Origin of the sequence: Brevibacillus sp. NPDC058079 (assembly GCF_042885155.1) — a bacterium.
Classification (GTDB): Bacteria; Bacillota; Bacilli; order Brevibacillales; family Brevibacillaceae; genus Brevibacillus.
Genome location: NZ_JBHVSO010000002.1, coordinates 446,685 through 460,555 on the forward strand (window position 1 = coordinate 446,685; position 13,871 = coordinate 460,555).

At 48.6% G+C, this 13,871-nt stretch carries 13 protein-coding genes; 1 reads left to right on the top strand and 12 read right to left on the bottom strand.

Annotated features, from left to right (window positions below):
- Positions 1 to 59 precede the first annotated feature (59 nt).
- Together ACFVS2_RS08795 and ACFVS2_RS08800 are read right to left on the bottom strand one after the other, a co-directional pair.
- Positions 60 to 1,319, bottom strand: coding sequence for an adenosylhomocysteinase (locus tag ACFVS2_RS08795; RefSeq protein ID WP_144614064.1), 1,260 nt, complete (start codon positions 1,317 to 1,319; stop codon positions 60 to 62).
- Between the two features lie 83 nt (positions 1,320 to 1,402).
- A complete protein-coding gene (locus ACFVS2_RS08800) occupies positions 1,403 to 2,332 on the bottom strand; it encodes a LysR family transcriptional regulator (protein ID WP_173617211.1) in 930 nt (309 codons plus the stop codon).
- 111 nt (positions 2,333 to 2,443) lie between these two features.
- On the opposite strand from ACFVS2_RS08800, the gene ACFVS2_RS08805 reads away from it, so the two are divergent.
- A complete protein-coding gene (locus tag ACFVS2_RS08805; RefSeq protein ID WP_390233086.1) occupies positions 2,444 to 3,706 on the top strand; it encodes an APC family permease in 1,263 nt (420 codons plus the stop codon).
- Positions 3,707 to 3,745: 39 nt separating this feature from the next.
- On the opposite strand, the gene ACFVS2_RS08810 is transcribed toward ACFVS2_RS08805, so the two are convergent.
- The 10 genes from ACFVS2_RS08810 to ACFVS2_RS08855 all read right to left on the bottom strand — a co-directional run bounded on the left by ACFVS2_RS08810 (position 3,746) and on the right by ACFVS2_RS08855 (position 13,772).
- Positions 3,746 to 4,798 (bottom strand): S-layer homology domain-containing protein, encoded by a 1,053-nt coding sequence (locus ACFVS2_RS08810; RefSeq protein WP_173617209.1) that lies wholly within the window; start codon positions 4,796 to 4,798, stop codon positions 3,746 to 3,748.
- A gap of 161 nt (positions 4,799 to 4,959) precedes the next feature.
- On the bottom strand, positions 4,960 to 6,582 hold the full coding sequence (bshC, locus tag ACFVS2_RS08815) for a bacillithiol biosynthesis cysteine-adding enzyme BshC (RefSeq protein WP_390233088.1): 1,623 nt from the start codon (positions 6,580 to 6,582) through the stop codon (positions 4,960 to 4,962).
- Between the two features lie 123 nt (positions 6,583 to 6,705).
- Positions 6,706 to 7,263 carry a helix-turn-helix domain-containing protein gene (locus ACFVS2_RS08820; protein WP_173617207.1) on the bottom strand — a complete coding sequence of 186 codons (558 nt, stop codon included), beginning with the start codon at positions 7,261 to 7,263 and terminating at the stop codon, positions 6,706 to 6,708.
- 52 nt (positions 7,264 to 7,315) lie between these two features.
- The gene (locus ACFVS2_RS08825) at positions 7,316 to 7,714 is read right to left on the bottom strand and encodes a DUF3397 domain-containing protein (protein ID WP_173617206.1); all 399 of its coding nucleotides are present in this window, start codon (positions 7,712 to 7,714) and stop codon (positions 7,316 to 7,318) included.
- Positions 7,711 to 8,676: a ketopantoate reductase family protein gene (locus tag ACFVS2_RS08830; RefSeq protein WP_390233091.1), complete on the bottom strand. Its 966-nt coding sequence runs from the start codon at positions 8,674 to 8,676 to the stop codon at positions 7,711 to 7,713. The genes ACFVS2_RS08825 and ACFVS2_RS08830 overlap by 4 nt, the downstream gene beginning before the upstream one ends.
- Positions 8,677 to 8,848: 172 nt before the next feature.
- A complete protein-coding gene (locus tag ACFVS2_RS08835) occupies positions 8,849 to 10,387 on the bottom strand; it encodes an acyl-CoA carboxylase subunit beta (RefSeq protein WP_390233093.1) in 1,539 nt (512 codons plus the stop codon).
- 17 nt (positions 10,388 to 10,404) lie between these two features.
- Positions 10,405 to 11,178 carry an enoyl-CoA hydratase-related protein gene (locus ACFVS2_RS08840; protein WP_390233095.1) on the bottom strand — a complete coding sequence of 258 codons (774 nt, stop codon included), beginning with the start codon at positions 11,176 to 11,178 and terminating at the stop codon, positions 10,405 to 10,407.
- A 38-nt stretch (positions 11,179 to 11,216) separates the two neighbouring features.
- A complete protein-coding gene (locus ACFVS2_RS08845) occupies positions 11,217 to 12,116 on the bottom strand; it encodes a hydroxymethylglutaryl-CoA lyase (RefSeq protein WP_173617202.1) in 900 nt (299 codons plus the stop codon).
- Between the two features lie 51 nt (positions 12,117 to 12,167).
- Positions 12,168 to 12,380: a biotin/lipoyl-containing protein gene (locus ACFVS2_RS08850; RefSeq protein WP_015892116.1), complete on the bottom strand. Its 213-nt coding sequence runs from the start codon at positions 12,378 to 12,380 to the stop codon at positions 12,168 to 12,170.
- Positions 12,381 to 12,416: 36 nt separating this feature from the next.
- Positions 12,417 to 13,772 (bottom strand): acetyl-CoA carboxylase biotin carboxylase subunit, encoded by a 1,356-nt coding sequence (locus tag ACFVS2_RS08855; RefSeq protein WP_390233097.1) that lies wholly within the window; start codon positions 13,770 to 13,772, stop codon positions 12,417 to 12,419.
- Between the last annotated feature and the right edge of the window lie 99 nt (positions 13,773 to 13,871).

The following is a 13,871-nucleotide window of genomic DNA, read 5'->3' on the forward strand; positions in this document are numbered from 1 at the left end:
GTTTGTAAGCAGGATTTTTTCGCATATTTTTTTGCCGGGAAAAGACGGGATTCGAGGGACTATTCGACCCAGCTTTCCAGGTAGGATTTTTGCTCATTTGTCAATTTGTCGATTCCGATGTTCAGAGCTTCCAGCTTGTACTGAGCAACCATTTGATCCAACTCGAATGGTACGTTCAGCACTTTTTTGCCAATGTTTTTGTACTGTTCATTGACATAAGCCAAGGATACCGCTTGCAGAGCAAAGGTCATATCCATGATTTCAGCCGGATGTCCGTCGCCAGCAGCCAAGTTCACGAGGCGGCCTTCTGCGAGCAGGTACACTTTTCGACCATCAGTCAAGACAAATTCTTCAATATCTTTACGCACAATACGGGAAGATGTCGACATTGCATTCAGATCGACCTTGTTTACTTCGACATCGAAGTGACCCGCGTTGGACAAGATTGCGCCATCTTTCATCACTGCAAAATGCTCTTTGCTGATGATATCGCGGTTACCTGTCACTGTTACGAAGTAGTCACCATGCTTCGCAGCTTCGAGCATTGGCATTACTTCAAATCCATCCATGTAAGCTTCTACCGCTTTGATTGGGTCGATTTCGGTTACGATTACTTTTGCGCCCAAACCTTTTGCACGCATCGCTACACCTTTACCGCACCAGCCATAGCCAGCTACCACAACAGTTTTACCAGCTACTACGAGGTTCGTTGTACGGTTGATACCATCCCATACGGATTGACCCGTACCATAGCGGTTATCGAACAAGTATTTGCAGAATGCATCGTTTACGGCAACCATCGGGAACTCCAGCTTGCCTTCTTTCTCCAACGCTTTCAGACGCAGAATACCTGTTGTCGTTTCTTCTGCACCACCACGTACTTGAGACAACAGATCACGGCGCTCGCTGTGCAAAATAGTGATCAGGTCGCCACCGTCGTCAATGATCAGGTCAGGACGAGTTTCCAGTGTTTTGATCAGATGATCTTTGTATTCCGCAGGATCTGGGTTGTATTTCGCAAATACGCGAATACCGTCTTCCACCAAAGCTGCGCAAATATCATCTTGCGTGGACAGCGGGTTGGAACCGGTAATGGTTACTTCAGCGCCACCAGCTTGAACTACTTTTGCCAGATAAGCCGTTTTTGCTTCCAAGTGCAAGGAGATCGCAACTTTCAGGCCTGCAAACGGCTGCTCTTTTTCAAAGCGCTCACGAATGCGGTTAAGAACAGGCATATGTTCTTTTACCCAATCAATTTTCAGATGGCCGTTGTGCGCCAACGCCATATCTTTTACGATGCTTTCAGATACTGTGTTCATGTACGGATGGACCTCCTTTTATCTCATAAAGCAACCTTGTCTATCATATCATACGCAAGTTCAACCATCATCAGTTTTTCCAATTATTTTCCTATTATCGGCAATTTACGCTCTGCGGTTTCTACCGTAAGCAGCTCCAAAAAGCGTAACAAAGCCTGAGGCATCCATTTCTTTTTATGGTAGACCAACTGTCGGAAAACACGGATATCCGGATGGGAAAACGTGAGTATCACTAGTGTACCATTTTTCACTTCTTCTTGTACGACAATTTTCGGAAGTAACGCAATTCCTAAATCATAGGCAACACATTGTTTTATCGCTTCCAAACTGCCAAATTCAAAAGAAGATTCCACTGTGGCTCCTTCTTCACGCAACACCGATTCCATCATCCCTCGGTAACTGCATCCCTTTTCTGTAAAAATCCAGGTTTCCCCGTTAAAATCGTGAGTTTCTACCTTTTCTTTTTTTACAAGCGGATGGGTAGGTGCAGCCACAACAACTAGTTTTTCCTCACCTAAAACGACATTTGTCAGCTCAGATTGATCTTGGAGCCAATCGAGCACAAAGGCAAAATCGAACTTCCCTTCCTTTACTCCCTGTCTCAAGTCTTGGCAGATGCCCGGTGCAAGCATGATCCGCATACGTGGTTGCTCCAAGCGAAATTTTTGCAAAAAAGGTGGTAAATAAAAGGCTGCCAGTGACTCCACTGTTCCAATACTCAACGTTCCCGCCAAATGTGCCTGCTCCGACAGATTCGCTTTTGCCTCCTCTAATACGGCTTGCAGCTGCTCGCTGTAGCCGAGAAGCACTTCGCCTGCGTGGGTAAGCCTGATTTTTTTGCCCCAACGCTCGAATAGGCTGACACCGAACTCCGATTCCAGATTTTGAATTTGGGCCGTCACACTTGACTGCGCGTAGCCTAAAATTTCTGCTGCACGTGTAAAGCTCTGGCATTTTGCTACTTCACGGAATGTTTGCAAATAACGAGTATCCAGATTTCCCCCTCTTTTCATCGGAAAAATCGATTCGAATTATCTAATATTATAGATAACTCCGATGATTATGTCTATGCTACACTTCAGTTACCAACGACAAGGTAAGTAAAAAAAGTGAGGGATCTACCTATGGGGAATTTATCCACGCAAGCCCCCGGACTAGCCAAAACACTGCGACTTCCGCAGATCGTCGCCTTATACATCGGGGCGGTGATCGGTTCCGGCGTACTGCTCATCCCCGGACTCGCCGCGCAAAAGGCTGGCCCTGCTTCCATTTTAGCTTGGCTCGTCATGTCTATTCTCGTCCTACCTATGGCCATTACGATGGGGCTGTTATCTGCTCGTTATCCAAGCTCAGGTGGAGTCTCTACATTTGTACGGACAGCGTATGGAGATCGATTCGGAAACATGGTAGGCTGGTTCTTTCTCTTGTCTGTCCCGATTGGCGCACCGATCCTGAGTGTTACAGGGGCCAACTATATTGCGATCCTGCTGAACTGGAATGACTCGCAAGTATATGCAACAGCTGCTCTGCTTCTTCTCGCTGTCCTTATGATGAATGTTGTAGGCTTGCATGTAGCTGCACGTGTCCAAACGATTGTTGTTTCGCTGATTATCACGATTTTGATTTTGGCCGTTGTCGCAAGCATTCCGCATGCATCTGTCACTCACTTTTCCCCTTTTATGCCAAACGGTTGGTTGAGTGTCGTGCAAGCAGCAGGTCTGATGTTCTGGTGCTTCATTGGGTGGGAAGCCGTGACGCATCTCTCAGAGGAATTCGTCGATCCTGCGAAAAACGCGATTCGCGGCGTTTTGTGGAGTGCGGGAATCGTTGCTCTCTTGTATTTTGCCGTGGCCTTTATGACTGTGGCTACGCATAGCTACGGGGTCGGCATCTCTGCTGCCTCGCTCAGTGTCATGGTTCAACTCTCCCTGGGTCCGATCGGCGGATGGATTGTAGCCGTAACCGCCTTGTTCATTTGTATCGCAACAGCCAACGCTTACATTGGAGCTGCGTCACGCATCGCCTATTCGTTGGCGCAAGAAAAGATCGCTCCTCGCTGGTTTGGCACCCTCCACGCCAAGTACCGGACTCCAACCGGCGGGCTTCTGTTTCTCTCTCTTTGTTTTGTCCTCGTTCTCGGCGTACTCTATTTCGACGTAATCGACTTGTCCAGACTCATCGAGCTACCCAATGCAACCTTTTTTGCGACTTACATCGGTGGATGTCTTGCTGGGGTCCGACTCTTGCGCAATAGTCGCGTAGGCCGAATCGCTTCCTGGACTTCTCTCATCTGTACAGTAGGACTCTATCCTTTTTTGGGGTGGTCCGCTCTCTATCCACTCGTGATTGCACTCGTCCTTTTTATCTGGCAAAAACGTCATGCCTGACACGAAAAAAGGCTGGGATCATGTCCCAGCCTTCTTTTCTTATTCATCTTTTCCAATCAGTCGAAACGTTTTGCCATCGCTTGAGTAAAGGTAAAACGTGCGATCGACGCTTCCACCCAAATCTCCTGCGTAATATTGAACCGTCATTCTATATTTATTCATTCCGATTTTTGCAAAGTACATCAGCTCATTAAACTGCGGAAACCGGACATAATCATACACTTCATACTGCATAAACGAAAAATGCTCGCGTAAAAACGATTCGCTCACAGGCAGATTGTTTTTCTTTACATACGCGACCAAGTCATCAAAGCGACGAATCTTTTGCTTATCCATCACGTCACCTACAAATGACGAGACAGCTTGTGTCATTGCCTTTTTCTCGCTCTCTGTTACATTGCCAGGGTACAGCTCGTCGATTTTTGTTTCCAAACGATTTAACAGAACGACTGCCTGTGCTCTGTTGATTTTGTCATCAGGCCGAAAGCTTCCATCTGGAAAGCCAGCCAAAATCCCCATTTTGTAGGCAGGGTAGACCGTCATCACCTGTGTTTCATTTTCGACCGAAAGATCCGTGAAAAATTTCGCTGTCGTTCCCCGATATTTTTCCCCTTCTGATTGATGCCCGATGGCTGCCAGCAAGGTTCTTGCTGCTTCTAACCGCGTCATGCTATCCGTCGGTTTCCCGGATGGCATGATACCCGCTGAAGCCAAATGGTGATAGGTTTTTTCCGACCAACGTCCCACAGCAGCTTGCAAGTAGGTCTCTTTGATAAAGCTCTCCGGCTCATGACCTGTAAAGGAAGGAATGACGCGTTCAATCAGGGATAAAAACTGTTCTTGCGTCACTGTTTGCTCTGGCTTAAAGGTTCCGTCGGGAAAGCCTTTAATCAATCCTTTTTTGGTAGCAATCCCTATTTCTTTTGCTGCCCAATGTCCATTTGTGTCGATAAATGCAGGGGAATTGGCCACGTATGCTTCCCGTGCGTCGGCCTTTTTCAATCCTGCGGTTGCGATGCCCGTCAATAAAACCGACAAGCTTACAACTAGTAGAGTGGCTTTTTTCCCGATTTGTTGTAATGTAATCTGCATCCCGAGTACCACCTTTCCCCAAAAACAATCCATTACTACTAATACGCAGAATTTGTCGGAAAAGTTTCGGCATAATTTGAAGAAAAGTTTTCCATCTGCTTAAACAACAAAAAATAGCCGGGTCCACCTCTAGGACGATCCGACTATTTTTGCCCTGCATTTTACAGGTAATAAAGTTGATGAGTACCATCATGCGCGAATGGCGCATCTACTAATCGGTCAACCAAGCCAAGACCATATTTATTCGCAAACGGGAAAAACGAATGCTTTCTTTCTTGCAGCCCACCTTCGGGCAACAATGCGGTCTCAATTCGTTGGACGCGCACATGCTCCACGTCATCTTTTTGCTGTAGCGAGCGAATCAGACGCTCTTCCAAAAAGGATACTTGCTCTAACAACAGCTTACTATTTTTCTCAGCCAGACCACGCAATCCGCCATCAAGAGAAATAACCTCCTCTACCAGCGGACGATAGATCGACATGATCGACTCCCGTGCCGATGCGAATTGCTGCTCCAACGGATGTGGCGGCTGGTTTTTGGACCACTCGGTTTTCCAAGCAGTGAAATCAGTCAAGACTTGTTCAATAGAAAGCCCTAAGCTATCCAGCAGTCTCAGTTGAGCACCTTCCACAAGGGTAATGGACATACGAGGCAATACGATCGGCATCTGCATCCCGAATAGCTCGAATACCTCCCGATAATATGCCCAATAAGCAATCTCGCCCGGACCTCCAATGAAGGCAAGCGTAGGAAACAGATGCTCCTGCATCAACCCGCGGGTAACAACATTTGTGCTGAAACGCTCCGGTGAATCTGCAACCTGCTTGAGCAATTCATCGCGACTGTAAGAACGTCTCCGATTGATAAAGCGCTCCCCGTGACGTTCTAGCAGCAATCGATCATCGCCCTCATAGACGAATAGATTGGCTTGATGCTCTTCCACTTGCAATTGAAGCGGATAGCCAGCGGTTGAAATCCGATCCGCTGCCCGTAGCAACACCTTCGTCAATTGCTCATTGTTCTCAATGATCTGTGAAAAGATGGGTTGCTGCAGTTCACGAACAATCGGCAACGAAGATTCAACCAGAACAAGACCGTGCCTGCCAAACAGTTTTGCCATCAAGCGGGCAAACCACTCTGCGATTGTACGCGAATCTGCTGCAGTCTGCGTCAGCAACTCACGAATCTGTTTGGTTTCGGCTGTCTCTGTCTGTCCCTGGAAAAACTTTTCCAGGAACTGCGTACACAGTTCAGGGTCCAAGGGTAGCGTACTTGCCGATTGGCGGCCCTTTTTGTTCAGAGCCAGTCGCTCTTTGTGTAGGCGCTTCCCATCGTCCGCTCCCCAGTACACATGATCGATCTCATCGATGTCATGGTCTTCGCCAGCAATCCAAAACACCGGAATGACGTTCGCCTGAAGCTCGGCAGACAGCCTCTTCGCTGCCTGGATCAGATGAACAGCTTTGTTGACCGTATAGAGTGGTCCACCCAGAACTCCTGCTTGCTGACCGCCAATGACCACATAGGTGTCTGGCTGTTTGAGCAACTCGATATTTTTCAGTGCTTCAGGGTGAGTACCCATCTCTTTATTAAAATGATATAAGCCTTCCACGAGCTGGTTCCGGTGAGGATAGGATTGACTTTGAAGCCATTCCACGCGTTCTCGGTAGGACTGTTCACGGTAGGGATTATGCGCAAAAAACTGTAATGCAGAGGCATTTTGCTGCTGGTACTCCTGTGCCAGCGGATTCGCCAATGGAAGCGCGAGACATTCAACATTCATGCTAGCTCACCTTTCTTAGGGCCATGGTCATCCAAAATTATACCATGCTCCACAGCCACAAAAAACAAGACAACCCACTTTAATGGGTTGTCAAAGTGTAATACAGACTCGTTTGCGCTTGTATTAAAATTGCGGAGGGGTGACGGACCAGATTAACAACGCTTCCGTTTCTCCTGTATTTTCGATTGAGTGTGTTTTGCTGCTGTCAAATGAAATACTGTCTCCTGCTTCCAATACATGCTCTTCATCGTTGAAGCGCGCTGTCACACTACCAGTAATGACCGTGAAGCACTCTTCTCCCTCTGACTGTACGAACTTGTCGACAACCATTTCTCCAGGCATCAGTCGCACTTCCAGCATCCCCAGCTTGGCACTACCTCCCATCGAGAGCAGCGAATAAGTGCCCGTCGATTCAGGAAAGACCAGTTGTCTGCGTTTTTGCAAGCGAGTCACATGCACCTGCTTTTGATCAATATCTTCGAAAAAATGAATGATGGGTGACTCCAGAGCTTTGGTGATTTTCCACAGCGAATCAAGCGACGGCTGCGAAATTCCACGCTCTACTTGACTCAGCAAACCTTTGCTTAACCCTGTCTTGCCTGCCATAATTTCCAAGGTAAAGCCGCGTTCTTTCCGAATCATTCGAATCTTGTGACCGATGGTCTCGATGGGAAGTCGCATATTTCCAACCTTCTTTCTTATCGGAATAAATACGATATGTATCAACAGTGCTTTACACGACACCCATCGTTTTGATAATTCCGGTCGTAAACAGCACTATGTAGACGAATCCAAACCAGAGAAACGACAAACGCCAAGCCGAAAATCCTACCTTTTTGAGGGAGAGCCGTCCCTTCCACTTCATTTGTACCCACCCAAGGAGCACGGTTACCACCAGGTAAAAGCAGAATACCCACCACCAAGCGGAAAAAGCCTCGGGCCAGATCAGTTCGTATGCGGAAACGGCAGAACGAATCACCAAAAGATTCGTGATATTTATCGCGAAGCGGCCTGCCAATTTCTTGTTCCGCGTCGTCACATACAAGATGAAATAAACGAGCGGAAACCCGAGAAACGGCACAACCGTCAGCGTACCCCACAAATAGGCCCAGACATTCGCCAAAAAGGTCATCTACTGTCGCCTCCCTCCTTCCGTATTCCCATGTCTGACTTCAGAAGGATAACGCGAAGCAAGGTTTCGTGCAGCGGAGTCGGAATCCCTGCCTCTTTTCCTACTTGGACGAGATAGCCGTTGATAGACTGCACTTCCGTCGGTCTGCGCTTCTTTATATCCTGCAGCATGGAGGAAAGATTACGGGAAGTATTTCGGCAAATGGAGACAATTTCCTGCAAGTCTGCATCCTCGATTTTTTGTCCGGCATACGCAGCCACTGCAGCTGCTTCCATAAATAAAGCACGCATGAGCTGTTGCGTATGTGAATTTTCGAGGAGAGCACCATTTGGGATTTCAAAAAGCGCGGTTAACGGATTGATCAGCGCATTTGCGATGAGCTTGCGCCAAGCGAAGGGCTGTATTGCCTTTTCATAGACAGCCTCCATGCCTGTTGATATCGCCCAGTCGACAAATGTGCGAATCAGTGGATCATTGCAATCAGAAGTCTCCCAAGAACCTACGCGCAAAGTACCTGTACCGGTATGCACGACTTCTGTAGGCGACAATCTCCTTGCTCCTTCCGTATTAATCGCAAAGAAGCACTGCGTCTCCGTTAAAACGGTTCGAAGCAATTCGTAATGACCCATGCCATTTTGCAAAGCGATCACTCTTGCCTCAAGGTTTACCCCTTGTAAGGCTGGAAGCACGTTGTGCAAATCTGGCTGCTTTACAGTTAACAGATACAGCTTCCCTTCAGGCAATCCTTTTTCAATGGGGCTGGCGGTGACGGGAACAGTGACTGTTTCGCCATTAAGCTTTTGAAAGCTGAGCCCGCGTTCATTTAGCTGATTCGCCTGGAGTGAACTGCGTGTAACAATCGTAACAGGTTGTCCAGCAAGTGCGAGCCTTGCTGCATACAGCAGCCCGACAGACCCTCCACCTATGACTACCACCTGATACTTCCTTGGTTCTAGCAGCATTTGTTCACCCACATTAATCAATGCTTATTTTTCAAGAATAACAGAGTTTTCGGGATTGTTCAATTGATTGCCACAAAAAAAGATCGAAATTATCGAAATATTCCTAGGTTATTACACATTTTCTGTAAAAAAAATCAGGCTATCGCCTTTTGACGACAGCCTGAACCCTGATTTATACGGGATAAACTGCATGCTTTCTGTCCGAAAAAACGTGACGCTTTTCCTTGTAAACCTCGTAGCGCTGGATTAATTCTCGTCTCAGTTCGCTTGGAGGCACAACAGCATCAACAATCAAGTTGGATGCCAGTAAGTACAGATCGATGTCTTCCTGATACTCTCTGCGTTTTTCCTGAATAAACGCTTGACGCTCTGCCGGGTCCTCAATCGCCTGAATTTTGTTACTGTACACGGCATTGACCGCCGCTTCTGGTCCCATCACAGCGATTTGGGCACCTGGAAGTGCAAGGCAAGCATCTGGTTCAAACGCAGCGCTGGCCATTGCATACAAGCCGGCACCATACGCTTTGCGTACAATGACGGATATTTTCGGTACGGTGGCTTCCGCCATGGCGGAGATCATTTTGGCCCCGTGTCTGATAATGCCTGCCCGCTCTACTGCTGTCCCGATCATAAAGCCAGGAACATCCGCCAAGAACAGGAGTGGGATCGAAAACGCATCGCACAACGTGATGAATCGAGCCGCCTTGTCAGCCGAATCGACAAACAGGACTCCTCCCTTCACACGCGGTTGGTTGGCAATGATTCCAACAGGCTTGCCATCTAGTCTCGCCAATCCGGTAATCAGCTCTTGGGCAAATAACTTTTTGATTTCAAAGAACGAATCCTCGTCGACCAATGCTGTAATGACATCATGCATATTGAAAGCTGCATTCTGGTTCTCCGGCACGATACTCGTGATTTCCTTCGCTGTAGGCACAGGGGCTTTCGCCAGTGCAGTCGGCGGCGTCAACGTATAGTTCGCCGGGAAGAAACGCAGATAGCTGCGCGCTGCTTGAATCGCTTCTTCTTCATTGGCAGCCAGTACGTCGCCGCATCCGCTGACGGAGCAATGCATGCGTGCGCCGCCCAACTCTTCCAAGCTCACCTTTTCTCCAATCACCATTTCCGCCATACGCGGGGAGCCCAAGTACATGCTCGCGTTTTTGTCGACCATGATGACAATGTCACAAAAAGCTGGGATATAAGCGCCACCAGCAGCAGAAGGTCCAAACAAAATGCACACTTGTGGAATTTTGCCGGAAAGCTTCACTTGGTTGTAAAAGATTCGCCCTGCACCCCGTCGGCCTGGGAACATCTCCAATTGGTCAGTGATACGCGCTCCTGCTGAATCGACGAGATAGAGAAGAGGAACACGCATTTTTTCAGCTGTCTCTTGAATGCGGATAATTTTTTCGACGGTCCGCGATCCCCAAGACCCTGCTTTCACTGTCGAATCATTGGCCATCACGCAGACAGTTTGACCATTTACCTTGCCGATTGCGGTTACAACTCCATCCGCCGGCAGATCACCTGCCATAACATTCGCGAACAGCCCATCCTCGACCATGAACTCGTCATCGAACAATAGCTTGAGGCGATCGCGGACGAACAGCTTGTTTTGCTCCTTGAGCTTGTCATGATACTTGGCATCGCCCCCTTGCACTACTTGAGCGATTTTTCCGTGCAATGTGTCTTCCAAATGTTTGGTCATCAGCGTAATCCCCCTCGTCACTCTCCGCGGTACATCGGTTTTCGTTTTTCTTGAAAGGCTACGAGTCCTTCTAGGCGGTCTTTCGTCGGGACGAGCAGCTTGTACGCATTGCTCTCAATCTGAAGTCCGCTAGCTAACTCGACCTCCACTCCACAATCGATGGCAAACTTGGCTTGGGCTAAGGCAAGTGGAGCATTCTCTGAAATTTGCTCGGCCAAAGAAATCGCTGTCGCCATGAGTTGATCAGCGGGAACAATCCGATTGATCAACCCAATGGACAGTGCCTCCTCTGGAAATACACGCCTTGCCGTAAAAATCAGTTCCTTGGCGACGCCTTTTCCAACCAGCCGAGGTAAACGCTGTGTTCCGCCAGCACCCGGGATGATCCCGAGCGATGTCTCCGTTAAACCCATCTGGGCATGTTCACTCATGATCCGCAGATCGCACGCCAACGCCAATTCTGTACCGCCCCCCAGTGCCAGCCCGTTAATCGCCGCGATGACTGGTTTCGGTAGCTTTTCCAGCTCTGTGAACGTATCTCGAATCGTTTGGATATATACTTCGACTTGTTGTGGTGACATTGAGCGCCGCTCTCTTAAATCCGCACCGGAGCAAAACGCCTTGTCGCCAGCACCTGTCACAATGACTGTCCGGATGTCACGATCATGGCTGATTTCACTGATCAAGCCGCGGAGTGTCACGAGCGTTTCAAGATTGAGGCAGTTAAAAACTTCTGGCCGTTGCAGCGTTAGTACACCGATTGCGCCCTCTCTTTGCAGGGAAACCGTCATATTCTATCCCCTCTTTGCGAATGTGTGGAAAATACAGATCATCCAGCTGGTTTGCTTGCGAGCGATGCCCGCAGCACTTTTGAGGGGAGCTCTTTGTCCAACTGCTGCCCAATATACGCACCAGCCTCAATCAACTTCTCTAGATCGACTCCCGTTTCATAGTCCATTCCATGTAACATGTAAACCAAATCTTCAGTCGAAATGTTACCGGCAGCTCCTGGGGCATACGGGCATCCACCGAGGCCGCCGATTGAGCTGTCAAAGATCCGGATTCCTTCATCCAGCGCTGCTGCTACGTTCGCCAATCCAGTTCCTCTCGTATCGTGGAAATGGGCGGCTAAGCGCTCGTTCGTAACATCTTTCACAAGTTCTCCAAAAACCTCATGAACCTGCTTCGGTGTTGCAACCCCTATCGTATCCCCTAGAGAAATCTCGTACACTCCCATTTCCAATAGCGCCTCTGTCACCCTGCGGCTATTGTCCAACGGAACGTTTCCCTCGTACGGACAACCGAACACCGTTGAGATATATCCGCGAACTTTCATCCCGAGAGCCAGTGCTTCCTGGGCAGCCTCCCGCAGGATCGGAAACGTGTCTTCTATCCGTTTATTGATATTTTTTTGATTATGCGTTTCAGAAGCAGACATGAACAGGGCAATCTCTGTCAGTCCGCATTGACGCGCCCGCTCCAGGCCGCGAATATTTGGAACCAATGCGCTAAGCGTTACCTCTTGGCTGCGATTGATTCCCTGCAAGACCTCATCTGCATCCGCCAATTGCGGTATCCATTTCGGATTCACAAACGAACTTGCTTCTATTCGCTTCAAGCCTGCTGCCATCAGCTTATGAATCAGCGCGATTTTTGCTGCTGCCGGAACGATCACACTCTCATTTTGCAGCCCGTCACGAGGACCGACCTCCACGATTTGCACACGCACAACAAGTCACCTCCTTGCCTAGCGGTCGCTCAGTTTAGAAGTATTCTAATCCTATTCCAAAACGACAATGATATCGCCATCGTTGACAAAATCGCCAATATTCGCTTTTACTTCCACAACCTTGCCTGAGGCTTGAGCCTGTACAGGAACTTCCATTTTCATCGATTCCAGTACAAGAACGTCTTGTCCTTCATTGATCTCATCACCAGGCTGCACCAGGACATTAATAACGGTTCCTGCCATATTGGCTGCTACTTGTTTCATGGATGGTCCTCTCCCTTGCATATCATTTTTATTAGCTTAGCGTTTTTCCGTGCTTGACGCTGCTCCACGCTCAGTAACGAACCATGTCGTATAGTTACCAGCTCGGAATTGTTCGTCCTGTAATACTTCTTGCAAAAACGGAATGTTCGTTTTAATACCAGTAATCAGAAAATGATCCATAGCTTTCTGCGCTTGTTGCACAGCCTCTTCTCTTGTCTCCCCCGATACAATGACCTTTGCAATCATCGGGTCGTAAAAAGGAGTCACCTGCGTACCTGTCTCTACCCCATCATCAATTCGTACATGTTCGAATGAAGGTGGTTGGTACAACGTAATCGTCCCTGGCGATGGCAGGAAGGTGACAGGGTCTTCCGCATAGACACGCAGCTCAATCGCGTGGCGCAGAGCCTTTACGTCCTCTTGCTTGATCGACAGCGGGTGACCATCAGCAATGTCCAGTTGGAGCGACACAAGGTCAATGCCCGTCATTTCTTCCGTCACGGGATGCTCCACTTGCAAGCGTGTATTCATTTCCAAGAAGTAAAAGTTTTTCTGTTCATCTACGATAAATTCAACCGTTCCAACACCCGAATAGCCCACTGCTTTCGCTGCTGTTACCGCTGCATCGCACAGAAGCTCTCTCGTTGCTGTGTCCAAAAAGGGCGAAGGGCTTTCTTCGAGCACCTTTTGATGTCTGCGCTGTATGGAGCATTCCCGTTCTAATAAGTGGATGACGTTTCCATGCTGATCGGCAACGACCTGTACTTCGATGTGACGCGGACGTTCCACGTACTTCTCCATGTACATCGCATCGTTACCAAAATACGCTTTTGCGCGACCTTTCGCCGATTGGTAGGCTTGACGCAGCTCGGCCTCGTCTCGACAAATGTGCATTCCGATTCCTCCGCCGCCAGCACTGGCCTTGAGCATCACCGGATATCCGATGGACATCGCGATGACAGCTGCTTCATCAGGAGAATCGATAGCCTGTTCGCACCCTGGAACGACTGGTACTCCCGCAGCCTCCATAATATGGCGGGCAGTCAGCTTGTCACCCATTTGACCGATGACCTCTGGGGTTGGACCAATGAAAACAAGACCTTCCTCCAGAACGCGACGGGCAAAAGATTCGTTTTCTGACAAAAGACCGTAGCCTGGATGAATGGCATCGGCACCGGTGCTTTTTGCTGCTGCAAGAATGGCCTCTACGTTCAGGTAGCTGTGTGGTACAGGTGGTGGACCAATATGGACTGACTCATCTGCTTCACGAACAAACGGCAGATCCTTGTCTGCATCCGAATAGACAGCAACCGTAGCCACTCCTCTTGCCTTGCATGTACGGATAATTCGTCTGGCAATCTCACCACGGTTTGCGATTAATACCTTGTTCATGGCAACGCTCCCCTCTTTGACAAACCGACTACAACCGTAAGCGCTTCCAAATTGTTTGCCTGGTTTGTATCATGTGATGCTACTTTCTATTTTGCCACG

Excerpts from the sequence above, each read along its gene's own strand:
- ACFVS2_RS08795 (WP_144614064.1), bottom strand. The coding sequence starts at position 1,319 with ATGAACACAGTATCTGAAAGCATCGTAAAAGATATGGCGTTGGCGCAC.
- ACFVS2_RS08800 (WP_173617211.1), bottom strand. The coding sequence starts at position 2,332 with ATGAAAAGAGGGGGAAATCTGGATACTCGTTATTTGCAAACATTCCGT.
- ACFVS2_RS08805 (WP_390233086.1), top strand. The coding sequence starts at position 2,444 with ATGGGGAATTTATCCACGCAAGCCCCCGGACTAGCCAAAACACTGCGA.
- ACFVS2_RS08810 (WP_173617209.1), bottom strand. The coding sequence starts at position 4,798 with ATGCAGATTACATTACAACAAATCGGGAAAAAAGCCACTCTACTAGTT.
- bshC (WP_390233088.1), bottom strand. The coding sequence starts at position 6,582 with ATGAATGTTGAATGTCTCGCGCTTCCATTGGCGAATCCGCTGGCACAG.
- ACFVS2_RS08820 (WP_173617207.1), bottom strand. The coding sequence starts at position 7,263 with ATGCGACTTCCCATCGAGACCATCGGTCACAAGATTCGAATGATTCGG.
- ACFVS2_RS08825 (WP_173617206.1), bottom strand. The coding sequence starts at position 7,714 with ATGACCTTTTTGGCGAATGTCTGGGCCTATTTGTGGGGTACGCTGACG.
- ACFVS2_RS08830 (WP_390233091.1), bottom strand. The coding sequence starts at position 8,676 with ATGCTGCTAGAACCAAGGAAGTATCAGGTGGTAGTCATAGGTGGAGGG.
- ACFVS2_RS08835 (WP_390233093.1), bottom strand. The coding sequence starts at position 10,387 with ATGACCAAACATTTGGAAGACACATTGCACGGAAAAATCGCTCAAGTA.
- ACFVS2_RS08840 (WP_390233095.1), bottom strand. The coding sequence starts at position 11,178 with ATGACGGTTTCCCTGCAAAGAGAGGGCGCAATCGGTGTACTAACGCTG.
- ACFVS2_RS08850 (WP_015892116.1), bottom strand. The coding sequence starts at position 12,380 with ATGAAACAAGTAGCAGCCAATATGGCAGGAACCGTTATTAATGTCCTG.
- ACFVS2_RS08855 (WP_390233097.1), bottom strand. The coding sequence starts at position 13,772 with ATGAACAAGGTATTAATCGCAAACCGTGGTGAGATTGCCAGACGAATT.